The organism is Idiomarina aminovorans (genome assembly GCF_023155095.1).
Lineage (GTDB): Bacteria > Pseudomonadota > Gammaproteobacteria > Enterobacterales > Alteromonadaceae > Idiomarina > Idiomarina aminovorans.
Genome location: NZ_JAKNDA010000006.1, coordinates 115,959 through 131,822, shown reverse-complemented (window position 1 = coordinate 131,822; position 15,864 = coordinate 115,959). Strand labels below are relative to the sequence as shown.

General features: G+C 47.5%; 14 protein-coding genes. 10 read left to right on the top strand and 4 right to left on the bottom strand.

What is annotated here, in order from left to right; translation table 11 throughout:
- Positions 1 to 46: 46 nt before the first annotated feature.
- The 3 genes from L8G48_RS11730 to L8G48_RS11720 are packed head-to-tail and all read left to right on the top strand — an operon-like array spanning position 47 to position 4,024.
- Positions 47 to 2,044, top strand: a complete 1,998-nt coding sequence (locus L8G48_RS11730; protein WP_248264801.1) for a transglycosylase SLT domain-containing protein — start codon at positions 47 to 49, stop codon at positions 2,042 to 2,044.
- A gap of 11 nt (positions 2,045 to 2,055) precedes the next feature.
- A complete protein-coding gene (gene pepQ, locus L8G48_RS11725) occupies positions 2,056 to 3,414 on the top strand; it encodes a Xaa-Pro dipeptidase (RefSeq protein ID WP_248264800.1) in 1,359 nt (452 codons plus the stop codon).
- Complete coding sequence (locus L8G48_RS11720; protein WP_248264799.1) at positions 3,407 to 4,024, top strand: YigZ family protein; 618 nt, start codon at positions 3,407 to 3,409, stop codon at positions 4,022 to 4,024. Before pepQ ends, L8G48_RS11720 begins: the two co-directional genes overlap by 8 nt.
- On the opposite strand, the gene trkA is transcribed toward L8G48_RS11720, so the two are convergent.
- From trkA to def, 4 genes are read right to left on the bottom strand one after another with little or no spacing between them, the layout of a single operon-like run.
- Positions 4,021 to 5,397, bottom strand: a complete 1,377-nt coding sequence (trkA, locus tag L8G48_RS11715; protein WP_248264798.1) for a Trk system potassium transporter TrkA — start codon at positions 5,395 to 5,397, stop codon at positions 4,021 to 4,023. The genes L8G48_RS11720 and trkA overlap by 4 nt on opposite strands.
- Positions 5,394 to 6,722, bottom strand: coding sequence for a 16S rRNA (cytosine(967)-C(5))-methyltransferase RsmB (rsmB, locus tag L8G48_RS11710; RefSeq protein WP_248264797.1), 1,329 nt, complete (start codon positions 6,720 to 6,722; stop codon positions 5,394 to 5,396). The genes trkA and rsmB overlap by 4 nt, the downstream gene beginning before the upstream one ends.
- Entirely contained in the window at positions 6,719 to 7,669 is a 951-nt protein-coding gene (gene fmt / locus L8G48_RS11705; protein ID WP_248264796.1) for a methionyl-tRNA formyltransferase, read from the bottom strand. The genes rsmB and fmt overlap by 4 nt, the downstream gene beginning before the upstream one ends.
- The gene (def, locus tag L8G48_RS11700; RefSeq protein ID WP_248264795.1) at positions 7,669 to 8,193 is read right to left on the bottom strand and encodes a peptide deformylase; all 525 of its coding nucleotides are present in this window, start codon (positions 8,191 to 8,193) and stop codon (positions 7,669 to 7,671) included. Before def ends, fmt begins: the two co-directional genes overlap by 1 nt.
- 62 nt (positions 8,194 to 8,255) lie before the next feature.
- On the opposite strand from def, the gene dprA reads away from it, so the two are divergent.
- The 7 genes from dprA to polA all read left to right on the top strand — a co-directional run bounded on the left by dprA (position 8,256) and on the right by polA (position 15,778).
- Positions 8,256 to 9,293: a DNA-processing protein DprA gene (gene dprA / locus L8G48_RS11695; RefSeq protein ID WP_248264794.1), complete on the top strand. Its 1,038-nt coding sequence runs from the start codon at positions 8,256 to 8,258 to the stop codon at positions 9,291 to 9,293.
- A gap of 3 nt (positions 9,294 to 9,296) precedes the next feature.
- Complete coding sequence (locus tag L8G48_RS11690) at positions 9,297 to 9,770, top strand: DUF494 family protein (protein ID WP_248264793.1); 474 nt, start codon at positions 9,297 to 9,299, stop codon at positions 9,768 to 9,770.
- Positions 9,770 to 10,282, top strand: coding sequence for a DNA topoisomerase family protein (locus L8G48_RS11685; protein WP_248264792.1), 513 nt, complete (start codon positions 9,770 to 9,772; stop codon positions 10,280 to 10,282). Before L8G48_RS11690 ends, L8G48_RS11685 begins: the two co-directional genes overlap by 1 nt.
- Positions 10,283 to 10,309: 27 nt before the next feature.
- Complete coding sequence (tsaC, locus tag L8G48_RS11680; protein WP_248264791.1) at positions 10,310 to 10,870, top strand: L-threonylcarbamoyladenylate synthase type 1 TsaC; 561 nt, start codon at positions 10,310 to 10,312, stop codon at positions 10,868 to 10,870.
- Positions 10,863 to 11,777 carry an oxygen-dependent coproporphyrinogen oxidase gene (gene hemF / locus L8G48_RS11675; protein ID WP_248264790.1) on the top strand — a complete coding sequence of 305 codons (915 nt, stop codon included), beginning with the start codon at positions 10,863 to 10,865 and terminating at the stop codon, positions 11,775 to 11,777. Before tsaC ends, hemF begins: the two co-directional genes overlap by 8 nt.
- Entirely contained in the window at positions 11,774 to 12,613 is an 840-nt protein-coding gene (gene aroE, locus L8G48_RS11670; protein WP_248264789.1) for a shikimate dehydrogenase, read from the top strand. The genes hemF and aroE overlap by 4 nt, the downstream gene beginning before the upstream one ends.
- A 399-nt stretch (positions 12,614 to 13,012) precedes the next feature.
- Positions 13,013 to 15,778 (top strand): DNA polymerase I, encoded by a 2,766-nt coding sequence (polA, locus tag L8G48_RS11665; protein WP_248264788.1) that lies wholly within the window; start codon positions 13,013 to 13,015, stop codon positions 15,776 to 15,778.
- The last annotated feature ends 86 nt before the right edge of the window (positions 15,779 to 15,864 follow it).

Below are 15,864 nucleotides of genomic sequence, written 5' to 3'. Positions count from 1 at the left end.
AAACTGATTCTATTACAGCTTTGGGTTAAGGTAGAGAGAGTTTGGCGTGAATACGCCAATTTTTCAACGGTTATTTAAACATGCGTTTGAATTAATGAAAAATCAGTCGTTTATCATACGTTACAGTGCGCCATTGTTTTTCGCGTTATCACTGTTTAGCAGTGGTGCAGTCCAGCCTGAGCCTGTTGATAGTAAACAACGGGAGCAGCAGCGTGAGCTATTCAAAAAGGCGGAGTACGCTGCCAAGCGCGGTCGTCTTAGCGAATACAGATTGTTGCTGAAGAAACTGGAAGGTTATTCATTAGTCCCGTATCTGGAGTTAGCAAGGCTCGAGCAAGTGGGGTATCTGGCCAATGAAGACCGGGTGCTGGCTTTTCTGGAAAAATATGACAATACGCCACTCGACTGGCAGCTAAGAAAACCCTGGCTAACTTACCTTGCCGGGCAAGAAGAGTCTGCGCGCTTTATTCGTGACTTTCGCTACCCGGGCACCTTGACTCACCGTTGTCAGTTTATCGAAGCGCAACGAGAGAACGGTTTGAGTGACGGGCCTTTCCGCCGTCAGGTTGATGCTATTTGGGAGCATGGGTTTTCGCTTCCTTCCGCTTGTGACCCTATTTTAAAAAAATGGGAGAGTCTGGGTGGCCGAACCGATGAAAAGATTTGGAATCGATTACAGTTAGCCGCGGAGCATGGTAATCCAACCTTAATACCTTATTTAACCGGGCTTTTACCCGAGTTACAGCAGTACCTGGGAGAGTTTTATCATAAGGTCAGGTATTCACCGGCGGCGATAGAGGACAGCTCATGGTTTAAGGGGCGTTATCCTGGTAAAGAAGCGGAAATAGCCGCCTTTGCACTTACTAAGCTGGTATGGCGAAATGAGAATATAGCTTTGCGCAGCTATAAGACGCTGAGACCGCAACTGCCGTTTACCGAGCAACAACAAGAGCGTATAGCTGAAGAGTTTGCTGTTGCTCTGAGTTTAAAATCTCATCCGGAGGCTCGGGTCTGGCATGACCGTGTTCCGGTTAATGCGCTAAATGAGCGAGTCCTGCAATGGCGTCTGGCGATTTATCTTAAAGACAAAGATTACGAAGGCCTGCGCAATGCTATTCAAAGTCTTCCTGTCGCCATTAGGCAAGGGAACCAGTGGCGTTACTGGCTTGCCCGCACGCAGGAAATAACCGGGAATGCGCTGGTGGCGCAACAACTCTATGAGGACTTATCAGACGAGCGCCATTATTATGGGTTTCTCGCCGCTGCCAGATTGCAAAAGCCCGTAAGCTTAGAGCACGAAAAGCTTGAGGTCAGCGTCGTTCAACTCGAGCAAATACGCCATCATCCGAGTGTTCAACGTGCCTACGAACTCATTCAGCTGGAGCGCTGGGTAGATGCCAGACGGGAGTGGAATCACTTATTAACGCAACTGGATGGCGAAGAACAAAAGGTCGCAGCGTATCTTGCCAGTGAGTGGGGCTGGCACGACCAGGCCATATGGACATTAGCGCAAATTGGTCACTTTGATGCTGTGGGCATTCGTTTCCCGTTAGCTTATAAAGATATATTAGGGCGGGCGTCACAGGCCGCGGGAATTGACGAAAACTGGGCGTTAGCGATTACCCGACGCGAGAGTAATTTTCGTCACGATGCTTACTCCAGCGCGGGTGCTAAAGGGTTAATGCAAATTCTCCCTGGAACCGCCAAACAGCTGGACACCAAAAACAACAGCTGGCGTCGTTTAAATGACCCGTCCGTTAATGTGCGTTTAGGAACAGATTATTTGAGTCGCCTGAAGCATCGTTTTGAAAATAATTGGCTATTAGCTACTGCAAGCTATAATGCCGGTTACTACCGCGTTAGGGATTGGCTGCCGGAAGAGCCGGTTTCCGCAGATGAGTGGGTTGAAACCATTCCCTACCATGAAACCAGAGATTACGTAAAAGCGGTATTGAGTTACCAACAGATTTATCGGATGCTGGGTGGTGACGAGGATAATTTATTTGAGCAAGTTGTTGATATGACTATTGTTGATACTGAATAAGGCGATTAAATATGACTGCGACAGCAGATTTTTGGCCGTTATTTTCTGACCATATAAGACAACTCCGGACTCGCTCTGAGCGACTCTTTAAACGGGAAAACTTAGATTTATTAGCGATTCATTCAGGCCAGCAAAAGCGCTGGTTTCTGGATGATATGAATTATCCTTTCCGCGCTAACCCGCACTTTAAAGCTTGGTGTCCTGAAACTCAGCTTCCCAATGCCTGGATTATTTTAAAGCCTGATACTCGGCCAACACTGGTTCTGTTAAGCGCGCCGGACTTTTGGCATACAACGGCAAGCTTAGAAAGTGAACCTTGGTTAGAAGCGTTCCACGTGGAACATATTACTTCGCCCGAAGCGATTGAAAAGCTGCTGCCTTATGATAAAAAAAATGCGGCTTATCTCGGTGAGCATATTGAAGTGGCAAAAGCTCTTGGGTTTGAAAATATAAACCCTGATCCGGTACTGCATTTCTTTCATTATCATCGATTATTTAAAACGGATTATGAAATAGCCTGTTTAACACAAGCCAACCATATTGCTGCGGAAGGACATATTGCAGCAGCAAAGGCTTTCTTCAACGGAGAGTCTGAATTTGATTGTCTGCTGAAGTACATGGCGGCAACTCGACAAGGGCAGAATGAAGTCCCTTACAATCATATTATTGGGCAAAATAAAAATGCCAGTGTGCTGCATCACTGGCTGCCTGATAAACAACCGCAAACATTGCTAAAATCTATGTTGGTAGATGCTGGCGCTGAAGTCTGCGGTTACGCCGCCGATATTAGCCGAACTTGGTCAGCAGAGCATAATGAATATGAAGAACTGGTAGCGGCACTTGACCAAATTACCCTGGCACTGATTGATAAAATGAAACCGGGCATTGAGTTTCCGTTTTTACACCAAGTAGCCCATGAGCAAATAGCCAACGTACTTTTTGCTTTTGGGTTTGTTAGCTGCAGCCCCGAGCAAATGATTGAGGATGGTATTACCTCTGTCTTCTTTCCTCATGGTGTCGGCCACTCGTTAGGGTTGCAAGTGCACGATGTCGCGGCTGCTCAGGCCGACGAAAGAGGAACTCCGGTACCGTCTCCAACTGGGCATCTTACATTAAAAACTACTCGTACCGTCGAACCGCGGCAGGTGTATACCATTGAACCCGGAATCTATTTTATTGAGCCTTTATTGAAAAAATTGGCTTACTCTCGCAATAAACATGTTGTTAACTGGAAGCGAGTGGATGAGTTCAGGCCATTTGGAGGCATAAGAATTGAAGATAATATTGTGGTTTACCGCGAGCGAAATGATAACTTGACGCGTCAAACGTGTTTAGATGCTTATGCGAAAAAGGTGACTGGCCTTGCCTGATCAAGATTACGATATTCCGGCTTCGGAGACAGAAGTAGAAATAGAAATAAAAAAGAGTCGCTTTATTGCTTGTGTGGCTCACACCACAAACGCCGATAGTGCTGCAGGATTTTTAACGGCGGTTAAAAAGCGTTGGCCAAAAGCCTCCCATTATTGTTCGGCTTCATTATATTCCGCCCCTGACGATAGCCAGAGTATGGCTTACAGCGATGACGGAGAACCTTCAGGAACTGCGGGCAGACCAATCCTTATGGCGCTGCAAAATAGCGGTGTGGGTGAAACTACGGTTATAGTGGTGCGTTATTTTGGTGGTGTAAAACTGGGTACCGGTGGGCTTCAACGGGCTTATACGGATGCTACCGTTGCTGCGTTGGCTGAGCTTAAAAAAGAACAGCGGGTATTTAAACAAGCTTTTCAGTTAAATTTTGCTTATACCGATCAGGGCAGTATTGAGCCGCTTTTGGTTGACGCTGCAGCAGAAGTCGAGTCATCTGACTATGAAGAGAGTGTGCGGCTTACGGTATTACTGCGGCCCGCAGAAGTCGATGGGCTGCAAAAGAAACTACAGGCCGCAACTCGTGGTCGTGTTCAGCTCAGGGCTTTCGACTAGAAAAACATGGCGCTGGGCTGGAAAACTTTTTCAACCTGGTCGATGTATTTTTTATCCAGTAAAAACAAAATAACGTGGTCGCCCGAATGAATAATGGTTTCACTGTGCGCCATCAGTACTTGGTGTCCACGAACAACCGCTCCAATTGTGGTACCTGGCGGAAGTTTAATGTCGTTAATGGCTTTACCCACTACCTTAGAGGTGTCTTCATCACCATGTGCTATTGCTTCAATGGCTTCGGCTGCACCTTTACGAAGTGAGTAAACGTTAACGATATCACCGCGACGCACGTGAGTAAGCAACGCTGATACCGTAGCCCGCTGTGGTGAAATGGCAATATCAATTTCGCCACCCTGAACCAGGTCGACATAGGCACTGCGTTGAATCAGTACCATGGTTTTACGGGCACCCATACGCTTAGCCAGCATTGCCGACATAATATTCGCTTCATCATCGTTAGTGACCGCGATGAAAACATCGATATCTTCTACGTGCTCTTCTTCTAACAGCTTTTGATCAGAAGCATCGCCGCGAAAAATTAATGTATGTTCAAGACGTTGAGAAAGCACTTCTGCACGAGTTTCAGACTGCTCGATGAGTTTTACCCGATGGTCAATTTCCAGTTGCTTGGCCAAACCGGCACCAATATTACCGCCACCGACAATCATTATTCGGCGATACTTATCTTCAAGTTTTTGCAGTTCCTGCATAACCCGACTAACGTGACGCGTATCAGCAATAAAAAACACTTCGTCGTCGGCCTCGATAATGGTCGTTCCGGTGGGGCGAATGGGTTTGCCCTGACGGTAAATAGCCGCGACCCGGGTGTCGATATTGGGAATGTGCTGGCGCAGCGTTGAAATAGCATGACCAACCAGTTTTCCGCCATAATAAGCTTTTACCGCGACCAGGCTGGCTTTGCCGTTAGCAAACTCCATAACCTGTAATGCGCCGGGATAATCGATTAACCGTCTAATGTAATTGGTAACCAGTTGTTCCGGAGAAATAAGATGATCAACCGGCGCATCCTGATTATGAAACAACTGGTTTTTGTAACGGATGTACTCTTCGGAGCGAATTCTCGCTATTTTTTTCGGCGTATTAAATATCGAAAAAGCAACCTGGCAGGCAATCATATTAGTTTCGTCACTGCTGGTGACAGCAATGAGCAAATCCGCGTCGTCAGCACCGGCACGGCGTAATACATCTGGGTGAGCGCCGTTACCGACTACAACCCGCAGGTCATATTTATCCTGCAAATCGTCCAGCAAGTCATTATCGGTATCAACTATAGTGATGTCGTTGCGTTCACTAACCAGGTTTTCTGCCAAAGTGCCGCCAACCTGACCAACACCGAGTATGATTATTTTCATTCGACTTTTTTCAATCTCGCGTAAAAGAAACCATCCCCGTTATAGTTACCGGGAAGCAATTGCAGCGTATTTTGCTCTGCACTTATAGATATCAGACTAGCACTGGATTGCTGTTTTAGAAAAGACTCAATTTGAGTTTGGTTTTCTTGTCGCAGAATGGAGCAGGTTGCGTAAAGCAGTTCACCGCCAGGCTTAAGTAATGACCACAGAGAGTCGAGTATCTGACGCTGTAAACTGGCCAGTTCGCTAACATCTTCTGCGCGGCGTAACCATTTAATGTCAGGGTGACGACGTATGACGCCTGTGGCCGAGCAAGGAGCATCCAATAATATGCGGTCAAACTGCTCGCCGTTCCACCAGTCATTGGTTGCGGCAACGTCCGCACAGTGAATAAGGGCACTTAAACCCGCCCGTTTAAGGTTTTCATGCACACGGTCCAGGCGCCTGGCGTCAATGTCGATGGCTTGAACGGGTTGCTCAAAGCTGTCTCGCTCAAGTAAATGCAGCAGTTTCCCTCCGGGTGCGGCGCAGCAATCAAGGACACGATGTGACGCGTTGACATTCAGGAGGTCCGCTGCCAGCTGCGCTGAACGGTCTTGTACCGATACATAACCTTCAGCGAAGCCGGGTAGCTTTTCAACCGGGCAAGGGGAATGCAAGCGGATGGCATCACTAGCCTGCAAGTCTGCTTCAGCAGCTAGGTCGTTATTTTGTAACTGCTTTAAATACTCATCGCGGTTGGCATATCGACGGTTAATACGCAACCACATAGGCGGGTGTGCGTTATTCTCTGACAGAATGTTTTTGGCGTGTTCGGGGTGGTCTGCCTGAATAGTATCAAACAACCAGCGAGGATGATTCTGCATGGGGTCGTCGGGCAGTTCTCGCTGCTGTGATTCATCGGTTGATGGTGCTTCGCGTAACAATTGACGCAATATTCCGTTGACTAAAGCCTTGTGGTTACGTTTCCTCAGTGTACGGGCGGCTTCAACGGTGGCGCTAACCGCGGCATGATCTTTAATACGCAGACAATACAACTGATAAGCACCAACCAGTAATAAATAATGCAGTACTTTTAACTGACCTTTCAGTGGTTTATCCAGTTTTGCACCAACCAGACGATTAAGGCTGGGCAGAACACGTAAGACACCGTAGCTAATGGCGCTGGCCAGTCGTTTATCAGCATCAGAAAGCTTATTGGTTGCATGAGGCAGGGCGACTGAGAGAGATTCGCCTTTTTCTAAAACCTGGAACAGGGCAGCTGCTGCAGCGGCGCGACTGCTTGCCCCCTGGCCATTATTGGACGAACTCTTCTGTTGCTTCATTGTAATTCCAGTCCCTGGCCAAATACATTGCTGTAGCCGTTAACTAACGTACTGGCGGGCTGAGCTTTCTTACCCGGCATTTGTGCGCTAGTTATACGTAAAATACCATCTCCGGTGCCAACATCGATGCCTTCATGGGTGCTATTAATAATCGTACCCGGGCCTTTGTTACTGGCGCCCTGAATCAGCTCAGCGGCATGGATTTTAATGGTGTTCTGCTGAGTTTTTAGGTTCGCTGACTGACACCAGCTCATGGGCCAGGGATTAAATGCGCGCACGCAACGCTCGATAAAAGCGGCCGGTTGTGTCCAGTCTATTTTGCCTTCCTGCTTTGTCAGTTTTTTTGCGTAAGTCGCTTCGTTATCATTTTGTGGCGTGGCCTGGCTTTGGTAAGCATCGAGATCCATTAGTACTTTTGTCAGCGCTTTAGGGCCCAGGCCTTCAAGCTTATGGTAAAGCGACGCTGAGGTTTCGTACGGGCTAATGGCACATCGTTGTTCGTGCAGAACTGGACCGGTATCGAGGCCGGCTTCCATTTGCATAATACAAACGCCAGACTCTGAATCACCCGCCCAAATGGCGCGCTGAATAGGCGCTGCCCCCCGCCAACGGGGTAATAATGAACCATGCACATTCAGACAGCCTTTTGCCGGAATATCCAGTACCGCTTGTGGCAATAGCAATCCGTAAGCAACCACTACCATAACGTCGGGCTTAAGTTCCGTCAGGGCAGACTGAGCCTCATCGGATTTTAATGATTCCGGCTGATAAACCGGTAACTGGTGTTCAATCGCTAATTTTTTAACGGCACTGGGCTGAGGTTTTTTTCCTCGCCCGGCTGGTCGATCTGGCTGAGTATAGACAGCTACAACCTGATGAGATTCATCAAGCAGTTGTTGTAGATGTCTTGCAGCAAAATCAGGTGTGCCTGCAAAAACTATCCGCATTAGCGTCTTTCCGCCGCATACTTTTCAGCCAGACGCTGTTCTTTCTCTAATTTTTTACGAATGCGCTCACGCTTCAGTGGTGATAAATAGTCCACGAAGAGCTTACCGTCTAAGTGATCAAGTTCATGCTGAATACAAATGGCCAGTAGGCCTTCTGCGGAACGGCTGAAACGTTCACCGTTTTTATCCAGTGCGGTCACGGTAATTTTTTCGGCGCGTTCAACTTTTGTATAAACACCCGGAAAGGACAGGCAGCCTTCATCATTTTTAAAGTGACCCTCTGTTTCCGTAATTTCCGGATTAATAAACGCCAATGGTTCGTTTTGATCTTCACTGCAGTCAGCCACAAACAAACGCTTGTGCACGTCAACCTGACTAGCAGCAAGGCCGACACCTTGTTCTTCATACATGGTTTCGAACATATCATCGATAACTGAACGGATGTTGTCATCCACCTTTTCAATTTGCTGTGCGACTTTGCGCAAACGTTCGTCTGGATATTGCAGAACCGTCATTTTCGCCATTAGAACCTCCAAGTATTCATCTATTCTTAGTTTACCTTAAATTGGTAGGTCAAGGACAGTCTGTGAACACACAGGAATTATGTGTATTAATGGGAATGACGCGGGCGTCTAACAAGGTACAGAGAGCAGCCAGAGAGTGTGACAGCTGGCAAACGTTGTTTGAACGATGGGGGCAATCGCTTAAACCGGTTGAAGCGCGCTGGTTAAAAGCGGCTGAAAACTGGTGTCTCGGTGAGTATCAGGGCGTTATTTCTTACTTTAGTGAAGACTATCCTGAGCCGTTAAGAGCTATCGCTAATCCGCCCTGGTTACTCTATTACCGCGGGCGTAAAACGCTGTTGCAGGGTGTCAGTGTGGCGATTGTCGGTAGCAGAAAAGCCACCCATAGCGGTTTGCAGGTAGCGGACTGGTTTAGTGAATCTTTAGTAGCTGCGGGGATTGTCGTAACAAGTGGCCTAGCGATGGGGATTGATGCGCAGGCACACAAAACGGCCGCAAATAAAGGAAAAACAATCGCCGTTTTAGGAACCGGTATTGATCAGTACTACCCGAGGCGAAACAAAGCGTTACAAGATTTTATTGCTCACCAAGGACTGCTGATTTCAGAGTTTCCGCCGGGGCAGACCGCCAGAATAGATCATTTTCCCCGTCGTAACCGTATTATTAGTGGTATTAGTCAGGCCGTAATTGTGGTTGAAGCCGCGCGTAAAAGTGGGTCACTTTCAACAGCAATGCATGCATTGAATGAAGGTCGTGAGGTGGGTGCGGTTCCCGGCTCTATTTTGCTGCCGGAACATCAGGGCTGCCATTGGCTGATACAGCAGGGGGCTAAATTAATTAATGCACCACAGGACATCCTCGACTGGTTCTCAATTGATAATGCGCAGAGTATCGCGGCAGAGGACGCAGAATGTCGCGATGAAAGCTTGGCAAACAATCGATTGTTCGCTAGTCTGAGTTCAGAGCCACGAACAATTGATGACATGGTACAATTGTCGGGACTTGAGGTTGCTGAAGTCATGGAGAAAGTTGTGTTACTCGAATTAGAAGGGCTAGTGGCAGCCGTACCAGGCGGTTACATCAAAGTGGGGAGGCGCTAAAATATGTTTGATATCCTCATGTACTTGTTTGAAAACTACATTCATTCCGAAATGGAAGTTGTGGTTGATCACGATGAGTTAACCAATGAACTCACCCGGGCTGGATTCCGTGAACAGGAAATTCAGAAGGCTTTGGCGTGGTTAGAGCGCCTGGCCGATTTACAGGAAATGGAAACTAAGTCTTATCTGGATGTTGCCCCGCAGCAGTCTACCCGCATTTATACAGCGGCAGAAATGACGCGTTTAGATAGCCAGAGTCGTGGCTTCCTAATGTATTTAGAAAATTTAGGTGTGTTGGATTTTGCGACGCGTGAAGTCGTGATTGATAGGGTCATGGAACTGGAAACCACAAACTTTACGCTGGATGACCTGAAGTGGGTTGTGCTGATGGTGCTGTTTAATGTTCCCGGTCAGGAAGCCGCCTATGACCAAATGGAAGGCTTGTTGTTTGAGGAAGCGGAAGGACCCTTGCATTAATGTCATCAGATGAGCGTTGCCCACGTTGTGAGCGACCACTGGTTATTAAACATGTCGGGCATAATAGTTTTTTAGGCTGTACCGGTTATCCTGATTGTGATTATAAACGAGGTCTTCGCGAACAATCTGAAATTGAACCCGAAGACCTTGGTGTCGCCTGCCCCGAATGCGGCAAAGAGCTACAACTAAAAAGTGGACGTTACGGCTTATTTGTCGGTTGCAGTGGTTTTCCTGAATGTGAATATGTCACTGAGCCAAATGCTGACGAAGAGAGTAACATTACCTGCCCCGAGTGTAACAAAGGTCAGTTGCAGCAAAAGGCATCGCGACGCGGCACTGTCTTCTATGCCTGCGACCAATACCCCCAATGTGAATTTACCGTGAATCAGCCGCCGGTTGATGAAATTTGTCCTAAATGCCAATACCCGTTATTGGTGAAAAAGAAATCGGCTGCCGGAATTCGTAAAGTCTGCCCGCAAAAGCAATGCGACTATAAGTCGGACGCGTTATAATCCTTTAGCTTAAGTGGAGGAGCGATTATGGCAGAAATAGGGCAAGCCGCGCGCAGCGCAATAAAAACGGGTGTGATTGCGTATCCAACAGAAGCCGTTTTCGGGTTGGGGTGCGATCCACATAACGACGTTGCAATTCAGCGTTTGCTTCATCTGAAACAAAGACCGGCCGAAAAAGGCCTTATTTTGATTGCCGCCGATTACAGTCAGTTGCTTCCCTTCGTTGAAGATTCAGCCATTGCACAAGACAGACGCTTTAGCGTTTTGTCATATTGGCCGGGACCTGTCACCTTAATTTTGCCTGCCCGTAAAACGGTATCGCCATTACTCACTGGCGGTCGAAAGACCATTGCTGTACGAGTAACTGCGCATGAACCGGCCAGGGCGCTATGCCGTGAACTGGGTCATGCTTTGGTATCTACCAGTGCGAATTTAACCGGGCAGGAGCCTGCACGCACGGCCGCTGAAGTTCGTTTGCAATTTGGTGACAGCGTAGACTGGATTATGGATGACAACACTGGCGGAGCTGCGAATCCAACCCGTATTATTGACCCACTAAGCAATCAGGTTTTCAGAGACGATGCATAGCGACTATTTAAAGCAGGTAAAAAGTTACTTACTGTCACTACAGGATGATATCTGCCAACAGCTGACCCGGGCTGATGGTCAGCAGAGCTTTCAGGAAGACAGTTGGGATCGCCCGGGCGGCGGCGGTGGCCGTTCACGAATTATTAAGAACGGCGCCGTATTTGAACAAGGCGGAGTTGGCTTTTCGCATGTGTATGGCGAAAAAATGCCGGCATCAGCAACCGCGCATCGACCGGAATTAGAAGGTCGTGACTTTAATGCCTGCGGTGTCTCTCTGGTTATGCACCCGGAAAACCCAATGGTGCCGACGGTGCATATGAATGTACGCTTCTTTATCGCGCAAAAAGAAGGCGAGGAGCCGGTGTGGTGGTTTGGTGGCGGTTTTGATTTAACGCCGTTTTACCCTTTTGAGGAAGATGTCATTGAATGGCATCAGCAAGCGAAAAACGCATTGGACAGAGTTGATGAAAAGTTCTACCCGGAATATAAAGCCTGGTGTGACGATTACTTCTTCCTTAAGCATCGCGATGAGGCCCGCGGTGTTGGCGGTATTTTCTTTGACGACCTCAATGATCGTTCATTTGACGAGTGCTTCGCAGTTATAAAAGCGGTGGGGGATGCCTTTACTAAAGCTTATCTGCCGATTGTTGAGCGACGCAAGAACCTGGCTTATAGCCAGCAGCAAAGAGACTTTCAGCTTTATCGCCGTGGCCGCTATGTTGAGTTTAATCTGGTCTGGGATCGTGGAACTTTGTTTGGTTTACAAACCGGGGGCAGAACCGAATCCATTCTAATGTCGATGCCACCGCTGGCGCGCTGGGAGTATGATTGGCATCCGCAGCCGGGTTCAGCAGAAGAGCAACTCACAACCTATTACCTGAAGCCGCAAAACTGGTTAGCTAAATGAGGCCCGTCACTAAGCTGGGTGTTTTCGGAAACCCCATTGAGCATAGCTTATCACCGCGCATTCACGCCTTGTTTGCGCAAGCCCGACAAGATCATGTTGAGTATCAACGCTACCTGACAACCCCGGCACGGTTTTCAAAGAGTGTTGCTGACTTTTTCGTTAACGGCGGGCAGGGGGCTAATGTGACTTTGCCATTTAAACAGCAGGCGGCAGAACGGGTGACGCAACTGACCGACCGAGCGCGGTTAGCGGGAGCTGTGAATACTCTTATAGCCGGTAAGTCAGGTCAGCTGTTAGGTGATAATACTGACGGTGAAGGACTGGTTTTTGACCTTAAAAATAAAAGATTTAAGGTAAGTGGGCGCTCACTTGCTCTTTTTGGCGCTGGAGGTTCTGCGCGTGGAATATTGCCATTATTACTCGCGCAGCAACCAAAGTGCCTTTACTTGATAAATCGCACTGCTGAAAAAGCTCTGGCACTTAAATCTGAACTGACAGAGCTTGGATTAGCCGAAACAAACCGTGTTCAGGTGCTTTCGTCTGCGTCGGAAATTGAAGAGCCTGTCGAGTTGGTAATTAATGCCACTAGTAGCAGTTTAATGGGACAGGCGTTGACGTTACCGGGGCGACTTGCAGACGACGCTTGCGGATATGATTTGATGTACGCGAATAAACCCACCCTATTTATGAATCAGCTGAGCCAGGCCGGTTGCAAAAAAGTGAGCGACGGTTTGGGCATGTTAGTGGAACAGGCGGCTTCTTCTTATCAGCTCTGGATGGGTGGCGAACGCCCGGATACCACATCTGTTATGTCCAAATTAAGAAAGCCTATTTGATTGATTAAAAAGGGCTTTTTTTTGCTTTTTATAAGTAAAGAAAAATGCGTAACAAAAGGTTATAAAAAAACTGAATTTGGTAGTAGATCATTGCTGACTTTATGGTAGTCTATTCGACTCGTTTACTGCGCTGTTCCTTCCATCTCAGGACGTAAACAGAATAGTTTCCACAGTGAAACATAATAATAAAAAGTAAAAGGCATTTAGGGATGCCCGCCGTTTTAAATCCCGCATTATCAATAAGTTAAATTAAATACTGACACGGGGAAATTTTAATTTCCAGCTGTGGCGGAATACGTTGTTAACAGAGTTATTAACAGGTTATACACAGTCTGTCCAGTGGTCAGGATCCCCGTTCTGTGGCATCCTATAGGCAACGCTTAATTCAGGTTTATAACTATGCCCACATCTGTTCCAGAAAATCCGTTTATTCTTGTCGATGGTTCTTCGTATTTGTTTCGAGCCTTTCATGCGCCACCGCATTTAACCAACTCTAAAGGCGAACCGACAGGGGCAATTTATGGCGTTGTTAATATGCTGAGAAGCTTATTGAAGCGTTATAAGCCAAGCCATATGGCGGTCGTTTTTGATGCCAAAGGAAAAACGTTCCGAAGCGATATCTATGAGGATTACAAAGCGAACAGACCCCCGATGCCGGACGACCTGCGTTCTCAGATTGAGACTTTGCACGATATAGTCCGGGCAATGGGGTTACCATTGTTATGTGTTGATGATGTTGAAGCGGATGACGTTATTGGTACGTTAGCGCAGCAAGCCGGTGAGAAAGGTCGCTTTACCCTAATTAGCACGGGCGACAAAGACATGGCTCAGTTAGTTAATGAGCATGTCATGCTTATCAATACTATGACAGACACTTTATTAGATGTTGAGGGTGTCGAGAAAAAGTTTGGTGTTAAACCCCATCAAATTATCGATTATCTGGCACTCATGGGTGACAGCTCGGACAATATTCCGGGCTTGCCGAAGGTCGGTGAGAAAACGGCGCAGGCAATGTTGCAGCAAATTCCGAGTATTGACGCTATTTACGACAATATTGATGCGGTAACTGAGTTGTCGTTCCGTGGCGCGAAAACGATGCCAGCTAAACTAACTGAGTATAAAGATCAGTTGCTTATGTCACGCGAGCTGGCCACCATTAAGCTTGATGTCGCAATGGAATTGCAGCCGGAAGAGCTGACAATAAAAAGTGCAGAAAGCGAGAAACTGTCGGAGCTTTACAGTCGTTGTGAGTTCCGTCGTTGGCTTGGTGAGCTTATGGAAAGTGGAGCCGCCACGGATCAAGCCTTAGGTGAAACCGATGGTGAAAAACCAGCCAGCGACATTTGCCGGGATGCGTACCGTGTACTGACAACCGAAAAAGAAGTGAGTGATTATTTAACTGCACTTAAGAAAAGCGACTACTTTGCTTTCGATACCGAAACGACCAGCTTGAATTATATGCAAGCTGAGCTTGTTGGGGTGTCGTTAGCGACGGCACCCGGCGAGGCGGTCTACATTCCGGTCGGCCATGATTATATGGAAGCCCCTGATCAAGTGGGTCGCGATTGGCTGTTGCAACAACTGAAACCGCTGCTTGAAGCGGAAAAGCCTCAAAAAGTTGGGCAAAACCTCAAATACGATGCGCATATTCTGCGTCGCTATAAAATTCGTTTAGGCGGAATTTTAAACGACACTATGCTGGCATCTTATGTCTTTAATAGTGTCAGCTCCCGGCATGACATGGACACCTTAAGTCTGCATTACCTGAACCATAAAACCATTAGCTTTGAAGAAATTGCCGGTAAAGGCACCAAACAGCTGACGTTTAATCAAATTGACCTGGAGCAGGCCGGACCCTACGCAGCGGAAGACGCGGATATAACCTACCGTTTACACGAGGTGCTCTGGAACAAAGTAAAAGAAACCGACAGCGAATTGTTGAGTGTATTGACCGGTATAGAGGTGCCTTTAGTCCCGGTATTGTGTGATATGGAGCAATACGGCGTGCGCATTGATGCAAACTTACTGGGCAAACAAAGCCAGGAAATTGCAGAAAAATTAGATGCGCTGGAGAAAAAGGCTTTTGATATTGCGGGCGAAGAATTCAATTTAAGCTCACCGAAACAGCTGCAACGCATTTTCTTTGAAAAACTTGAGCTACCTGTGGTCAAAAAAACCCCCAAAGGTGCGCCTTCAACCGCTGAGGAAGTGTTGCAAGAACTCGCGCATGATTATCCTTTGCCCGACGTGATTTTACAGCATCGGGGATTATCAAAACTTAAGTCCACTTATACGGACAAGCTACCTAAAATGATTAACCCAGACACTGGCCGGGTGCATACCTCTTACCAACAGGCGGTTACCGCAACCGGCCGTTTGTCCTCTACTGATCCTAACTTGCAGAATATCCCTATTCGCACGGCAGAAGGCCGCCGGGTTCGTCAGGCGTTTGTTCCGGAACAAGGCTACAAAATTGTTGCTATCGATTACAGTCAGATTGAATTACGTATTATGGCGCATTTATCTCAGGATGCTTCGTTATTAAATGCCTTTGCCGAAGGTCTGGACATTCACCGTGCCACTGCGGCGGAAGTTTTCGGCTGCAAAGCTGAAGAAGTAACAAACGATCAGCGGCGGCAGGCTAAAGCGGTCAACTTTGGTTTAATTTACGGTATGTCAGCCTTTGGCCTGGCGCGTCAGCTGGGTATAGCCCGTTATGAGGCTCAACATTACATGGACAAGTATTTTGAACGCTTTCCTGGTGTGTTGCGCTATATGGAAGATACGCGTGAGCAGGCAAAAGCGCAGGGATACGTTAAAACCTTGTTCGGCCGTCGTTTGCCTCTGCCGGACATAAAAGCCAGTAATGGAGCCCGCAGAAAAGGCGCTGAACGTGCCGCTATTAATGCGCCGATGCAGGGAACCGCGGCGGATATTATTAAAAAAGCAATGCTGAAAGTTGCTGACTGGATTGACAGCAAGCAATGTCAGGATGATGTGCGCATGTTAATGCAAGTTCACGATGAGCTGGTTTTTGAGATAAAAGAAGCCAGGCTGGACGATTATATTGAGCAATTAACTGAAGTAATGGAAAAAGCGGCAAGCCTCGATGTGCCTTTGATTGCGGAAGCCGGCAAGGGCAATAACTGGGATGAAGCTCATTAATTTTAAGAATTATATGAACTTTTTAAATGGGGTCTAGTCACAATACTTGAGGGGATTAATCCTCCCTCAAAAAATTGTTCTCCCTG

Coding starts and splice junctions, on each gene's coding strand:
- pepQ (WP_248264800.1), top strand. CDS start 2,056: ATGACTGCGACAGCAGATTTTTGGCCGTTATTTTCTGACCATATAAGA.
- trkA (WP_248264798.1), bottom strand. CDS start 5,397: ATGAAAATAATCATACTCGGTGTTGGTCAGGTTGGCGGCACTTTGGCA.
- rsmB (WP_248264797.1), bottom strand. CDS start 6,722: ATGAAGCAACAGAAGAGTTCGTCCAATAATGGCCAGGGGGCAAGCAGT.
- fmt (WP_248264796.1), bottom strand. CDS start 7,669: ATGCGGATAGTTTTTGCAGGCACACCTGATTTTGCTGCAAGACATCTA.
- def (WP_248264795.1), bottom strand. CDS start 8,193: ATGGCGAAAATGACGGTTCTGCAATATCCAGACGAACGTTTGCGCAAA.
- L8G48_RS11690 (WP_248264793.1), top strand. CDS start 9,297: ATGTTTGATATCCTCATGTACTTGTTTGAAAACTACATTCATTCCGAA.
- L8G48_RS11685 (WP_248264792.1), top strand. CDS start 9,770: ATGTCATCAGATGAGCGTTGCCCACGTTGTGAGCGACCACTGGTTATT.
- tsaC (WP_248264791.1), top strand. CDS start 10,310: ATGGCAGAAATAGGGCAAGCCGCGCGCAGCGCAATAAAAACGGGTGTG.
- hemF (WP_248264790.1), top strand. CDS start 10,863: ATGCATAGCGACTATTTAAAGCAGGTAAAAAGTTACTTACTGTCACTA.
- aroE (WP_248264789.1), top strand. CDS start 11,774: ATGAGGCCCGTCACTAAGCTGGGTGTTTTCGGAAACCCCATTGAGCAT.
- polA (WP_248264788.1), top strand. CDS start 13,013: ATGCCCACATCTGTTCCAGAAAATCCGTTTATTCTTGTCGATGGTTCT.